6 protein-coding genes and 1 pseudogene are annotated in these 6,238 nt (G+C 27.3%); 4 read left to right on the top strand and 3 right to left on the bottom strand.

All coding sequences use genetic code 11. From position 1 onward, the window contains the following. Positions 1–85 precede the first annotated feature (85 nt). Positions 86–1,213, bottom strand: coding sequence for a DNA polymerase III subunit beta (gene dnaN / locus E6A48_RS08300; RefSeq protein ID WP_219709636.1), 1,128 nt, complete (start codon positions 1,211–1,213; stop codon positions 86–88). Positions 1,214–1,381: 168 nt separating this feature from the next. On the opposite strand from dnaN, the gene hdhA reads away from it, so the two are divergent. The 3 genes from hdhA (at position 1,382) to tmk (ending at position 4,129) form a co-directional block, all read left to right on the top strand. Then, a complete protein-coding gene (hdhA, locus tag E6A48_RS08295) occupies positions 1,382–2,182 on the top strand; it encodes a 7alpha-hydroxysteroid dehydrogenase (RefSeq protein ID WP_013244882.1) in 801 nt (266 codons plus the stop codon). A 137-nt stretch (positions 2,183–2,319) separates the two neighbouring features. Next, a complete protein-coding gene (gene mraY, locus E6A48_RS08290; protein WP_219709633.1) occupies positions 2,320–3,468 on the top strand; it encodes a phospho-N-acetylmuramoyl-pentapeptide-transferase in 1,149 nt (382 codons plus the stop codon). A gap of 49 nt (positions 3,469–3,517) precedes the next feature. Further along, positions 3,518–4,129 (top strand): dTMP kinase, encoded by a 612-nt coding sequence (gene tmk / locus E6A48_RS08285; RefSeq protein WP_219709632.1) that lies wholly within the window; start codon positions 3,518–3,520, stop codon positions 4,127–4,129. On the opposite strand, the gene E6A48_RS08280 is transcribed toward tmk, so the two are convergent. Then, entirely contained in the window at positions 4,098–4,514 is a 417-nt protein-coding gene (locus E6A48_RS08280; protein ID WP_219709630.1) for a single-stranded DNA-binding protein, read from the bottom strand. The genes tmk and E6A48_RS08280 overlap by 32 nt on opposite strands. 108 nt (positions 4,515–4,622) lie before the next feature. Further along, positions 4,623–5,279 carry a DNA-formamidopyrimidine glycosylase family protein gene (locus E6A48_RS08275; protein ID WP_219709628.1) on the bottom strand — a complete coding sequence of 219 codons (657 nt, stop codon included), beginning with the start codon at positions 5,277–5,279 and terminating at the stop codon, positions 4,623–4,625. 175 nt (positions 5,280–5,454) lie between these two features. On the opposite strand from E6A48_RS08275, the pseudogene E6A48_RS08270 reads away from it, so the two are divergent. Next, positions 5,455–6,238, top strand: a pseudogene (locus E6A48_RS08270) (hypothetical protein); the annotation flags it as partial.

Genomic DNA, 6,238 nt, shown 5'->3' with positions numbered 1-6,238 from the left:
GATAAAAGGTATACAATTACTGTTATTTAATAGTTTTATAACATATTTTTATAAAACTATTAAATAAAATATATTATAATAAAAATTACTCTTCGCCAATGCTCATAGGCATAATGATGAAATAATAATCCTCTCTCTCTATTTCTCTCACTATAGTAGGGCTTGAGTCCTTATTAACCATAAATGTAACTATTTCAGAATCTATTTGTTTTATTACATCTTGAATATAAGTATAATTATAAGCAACAGAATGCTCTTCACCTGTATATTTTATGTCTATCTCTTCTAAAGATTCTCCCATTTCTTGGTTTATACCTTTAACTTTTAAAGACTCCTCAGAAACAGTAAGTATCATTCTCTTAGAGCGAACATCATTAATCATAGGAACTACTCTTCTAATAGCATCAAGCAAGTCATTTTTGTTTACCCTAAAACTATAAGCGAACTCTTTAGGTATAACCTGCCTAAAGTTAGGATATTTTCCTTCTATAAGGCTAGATACAAAGTCATATTTACCAACTTGGAAATATACCTGCTGACCATCAACACCCATTTTTACCTGTTCAACTTCATCATAATTAGCTGTAACTAATATCTCATTTAATACTTTAGGCTCTATGATTATTGAGAAAGAACCAGCATCAATTCCTTCAAATTCTCTCTCTATAATAGCCATTCTTCTTCCGTCTGTAGCAACTGCCAAAAATTTAGAATCAGTTTTTTCAAAGCATATACCCCTTAAAGCAGGTTTAAAAGGCTCTTTAGCTATTGAAGATATTGTTTTATTAATCATAGTAACCAATTCTTTTGTAGGAAGCATTATATAGTTAATATCTCCATTGCTTTCAGGATAAGAAGGGAAATCATCAGTTTTCATACCAATAATTAAGTGTTTAGTTTTACCGTTTTCAGATTCTATATTAATTTTTTCATTTTCTTCAACATTTATAGTAATCATACCGTCAGGCATTTCTTTAAGTATAGAGCTTATTTTTTTAGCATATACAGCAACAGTGCCTTCGCCCTCATAGTCATCAAGCACAATTCTGCTTCTTGCCCAAACAGAACCATCAGTAGCAGTTAATGTAAGCATATTGCCAGCAAGATGAAAAAGCACATTACTTTCTATATTGTATATTACTTTTCCTTCAACAACATTTTCTGTAACTCCAATAGATTTTACTATATCTTTTTTTAAACATCTAAATTTCATCGCTTCCTCTTTATTATAAAAAATATCGTATAAAACTTTATATAAGGCATTATTTTAACATAAAAAACTTTTTTTACAATATATTATTATATTATTAATTTATGTTATTGACCTATAAAAAATATTGTATATATTATAACTGATAGATTTGAAATAAAGGAGTACATTATGAAACTAGTAGAAAATAAAATAGCATTAGTGACTTCATCAACTAGAGGTATTGGTTTGGAATGCAGTAAGAAGTTGGCAGAAAATGGTGCTAAAGTTTATTTGGCAGTGAGAAGACTTGATGCTGGCAAACAAATAGCTGATGAGATTATAAAAAATGGCGGTAAGGCAGATGTTGTTTATTTTGATGCTACAAAAGAAGAAACTTTTACTTCTATGGTAGAGGATGTTATAAAGAAAGAAAGTAAAATAGATATACTTGTTAATAATTTTGGTACAACTGATGTTAGTAAAGATTTAGATTTAGTTAATGGAGATACTGATACATTTTTTAAAATTGTAAATGAAAATATAAAAAGTGTTTATTTGCCTTGTAAGGCTGCTGTAAAAAATATGAAAGCAAATGGGGGAGGAAGTATAATTAATATTTCATCTGTTGGCGGATTATTTCCAGATATATCTCGTTTAGCTTATGGTATATCAAAAAGTGCTATTAACTTTTTAACTAAAAACATAGCTGTGCAATATGCTAGAGATAATATAAGATGCAATGCTGTACTTCCTGGGTTTGTTGCAACTGATGCTGCTATGGAGAATATGTCTAAAGAGTTTTTAACATCTTTTTTGAAGAATGTACCATTAAATAGACCTGCTACAACAGAGGATATAGCAAATGCTGTATTATTTTTTGCTAGTGATATGTCTTCTTTTATTACGGGCGAAACTATGCCTGTTTCTGGAGGTTTTGGGGTTCCTTCTCCAATGTATAGTTTATATCAGGATATGATGAAAAAAGGATAATATTAACTTAACATAATTATTTTTATTGACAAAAAATAAATTTATAATACTATTTAATAGTTTATTTTTAACTAATTTTACATTTTTGTTAAAATTACATTTATAATAATATATTTTTATTTAAAGGCTATCACTTTATGCTATATGAGATTTTTTATCCGCTTAGAGAGAGTTTTTTTGGTTTCAATGTTTTTAGATATATTACTTTTAGAACTGCGGGAGCTGTTGCTACTGCATTAATTTTGGTGTTAGTATTTGCTCCTAGTATAATAGAAAAATTAAAAAGACTTCATTTTGGTCAGGTTGTAAGAGATGACGGACCAGAAACACATTTAGTTAAAACTGGTACACCTACAATGGGCGGTATATTTATAGTAGGAAGTGTATTAGTAAGTATATTATTATGGGGTAAATTGGATAATATAAAGATTATACTTCTTACAATATCATTAATTATACTTTCTATAGCTGGTTTTTTAGATGATTTTCTTAAGATTAAATACAAAAACTCTAAGGGATTACCCGGTAAATATAAAATTGTGTTTCAGGTAATAGTTGGCTTAATAATAGGAATATATTTATATTATTTTGATAAATCTACTTTTTTAATGAAATTTGATTTGGAGAAAGGTATAAGTGTTTTAGAGGCTGTGAAGGTTGCACAGGTTCCTTCATCTACTTTATTTATACCATTTTTAAGTAATGTGTATATAGATTTAAAAATGCTTTATATACCTTTTTCTATATTTGTGGTTGTTAGTATGAGTAATGCTGTTAATCTTACAGACGGATTAGACGGTTTAGCTATAGGACTTTTAATAATAATGTCTATGGCTTTTGCGGTGCTTTCTTATGTATCTGGTAACTCTCTTATTGCCACTTATTTAAAAATACCTTTTATATCTGATGCTGGAGAGGTTACTGTATTTGTGGGGGCTTTGATTGGGGCTGGTTTAGGATTTTTATGGTTTAATGCTCACCCTGCACAGGTTTTTATGGGAGATGTTGGAAGCTTATCTCTTGGAGGAGTTTTAGGGATAATTGCATTATTTATAAAGCATGAGCTATTGCTTTTAATAGTTGGAGCTGTTTATGTGTCTGAGGCTTTTAGTGTTGTTGTGCAGGTGTTTTCATATAAGTTGTTTAAAAGAAGGGTATTTAAAATGGCTCCTTTGCATCATCACTTTGAAAAATCTGGCTGGAAAGAAACGCAGGTTGTTTTTAGATTTTATATAATAGGTATAATAACTGCTTTGATTGGCATAGCAACTCTAAAAATAAGATAATATATTGTGTTAATATTTTAATATGTTTATGTAGGTGTGTGAAAGTTTTATGAAAGGAAAATTAATAGTTATAGAAGGAATAGACGGAAGCGGCAAGTCTACTATTGCAAAAAAATTAGCAGAAACATTAAATGAAAATAATATAGAAACAATATATACTTTCGAGCCTACTAATGCATATTATGGAGCTAAATTAAGAGATACTATGCTTTCTAAAGATATGGATTTGGATAGAGAATTAAAGCTTTTTGTAGAAGATAGAAAAGAGCATATAAGACTCATGATAAAACCATCTTTAGAAGAAGGTAAAACCGTAGTTCTTGATAGATATATGTATTCATCTATTGCCTATCAAGGTGCTAAGGGTATTGATATAGAAAAAATAAAAAATATGCATGAAAGTTTTATTTTAATTCCAGATATAGTTTTTATTTTTCATCTGCCTGTAGAAAAATCTTTAAATAGAATTATGGAAAAAAGAGGTTTCATAGACAGATTTGAAAATGAAGAATATCTAAAAAAAGTAGACAATATATTTAGTAGTTTTAATGAGCCTTTTATTTATCATATAAATGCTGATAAATCCATAGATGATATAAGCAAAGAACTCATTGAGATATTAAAACAAACTAAAATACTTGCTCCAAACCATCTTCAATAACATCTGATACAATTTGATTATTTGCATTGTTATAATAATTATTTTTTTCTATAGTTTTTTTGTCTAAACTTTTTACTTCTAAGGCAAGTATATAAATAGAGTTTTTTCTAGTTCCATCTTTAGCAATATAAGAGTTTTGTCTCAATTCTCCATTTACTAATATATGTCTTCCTTTAAGAAGGTTAATAGCAATTTTTTCTGCAGTAAATCCCCAAGCTATTAAATCAAAAAAGTAAACTTCCTTTTGCAAGCTCCCATTAACATAATAATATCTATTGTTTGCTATAGAAAATTTGCATAAAGATTTACCGTTTTTAGTTTTTATATATGAAGGGTCTCTTGTTAGTCTTCCTTCTACAACAATAATATTAGCATTTCCAGACATAATTTTTACTCCTAATTTTTATTATAATATTAGTTAAACAAAAATTATAAAAAAATATGCCTGATTTTATTTTTATTTTTTAAGAATTTATTAATTTTTAGAAATTACTTAATCTTCAGAATCTTCACCATCTTCTTCATCATCTCTGTTTCCAGAAGCCTCTCTTAATACTTGTTTTATAGCGTCAAAAATCTCTCTTGCTTTTGCTTTATTTATATCTGTAGTTTTAGTTCTTTTAGTGATAGAAGCCCTTTTTAATATTATATCTCCGTAAGTGTCTCCTATACCGCTTATTATAAGAGGGTTTTTAATAAGTTTTTCTACAGTTGTGGCATTATCTGCAAGTAATTGACAGAATAAATTATAATTAAATTGCTTAGTGAGAGGGTCATAACCTACTTGAGGCATTGTAGTATAGTCTTTCCATATAGGTATAATATGTGTAGCATCATCTTTATCTTTACTTTCATCTACAACAAAAAAGTTGCCGTTATCAGTTTCTAATTTTATTATTGCATTTTTATAAGTGTTATTTTCCGTAAGTACAAAAGAACCTCCAGAACCTAAATCTACGAGCATAGCATCTTGTGAGAATTGAAAATGCATATATCCGCCATGTCTTAATACATCTATGATTTTTTGTCCTTTAACTTCTTCAAGCTCTTTATATTTTTTGTCTAAAGCAACAACATTATTAATATAAGAATAACAAATCTCGCCCTTCAATGCATTAATCAAATTAATTAAATATGGTAACTCTTTCATAAACTACAACCCCGTATATATTATGTTTACTTTGATTTTAACATTTTTGTAAAAAAAAGCAATCTGAATAAGTGTTATATTGTATTGAAAAGCTATTTATTAAAATTATGTATATTATAGTTTATTGTGAAAAAACTACAAAAATAGTATAATAAAAGCACTTTAAGGAGTATGCATGAATCTAACTATTCCCTATGAAAACAAAATAAAAGAAGCTGACAAAAAAATAATAGAAGAATATATAGAAAATAATGTAGAAGAATATAAGAATAATTATGCTAAATTAACAGAACTTACAATGGATGCTGTGTCATCATTGACTGCTTCAAAATCTAGAACACAATTTATTGCTAATCAGGGTTTTATAAAAAATATATTAAATACAATTACAGGACAAAACAGAAAGATAAGATACGAAATTGATTATAATTATTCTATAGTAAAAAATGCTTCTATTAAGATGATAGAAACTTTAGCAAGGCAAAATAAAATAACTTATGAGGGGATAATATATTTAAATAATAAACTCAATAATATAGAAAAAGATGTAGATGAAGAATTAATAGCAGTATGCGAAAATGTAAGAGAGTCATTTAATGTTTTATTAAATAAAATAGATGAGCAATCAAGTAGAATAGATAATATAGAAAAAAAGGTTCAATTATTAGAGTTTAAAGCGGCTAAAAATATATTGGAATATAATGGCTTAAAATATATTGAGATGGATGATATAGAGAGATTAATATGCTTATCTAATGACTTGTATCATAGTATAACTTCAAATAATAAAAAAGATAATTTAGTATTTAAAGATAATATTTGTATGATTAAGTCTATATTGTTTGATTTTGATATAAACCTAGAAGGAAGTACATGTTTAAAAGATTTTTATCTTAAATTTATGGAAAAGCCTTATTTAATAGATAAAATATTTTCTTTAATTGATATTAATAATGATG

Source organism: Brachyspira pilosicoli (assembly GCF_019402445.1).
GTDB lineage: Bacteria > Spirochaetota > Brachyspiria > Brachyspirales > Brachyspiraceae > Brachyspira > Brachyspira pilosicoli_B.
This window is presented reverse-complemented; position numbering and strand designations above follow the sequence as displayed.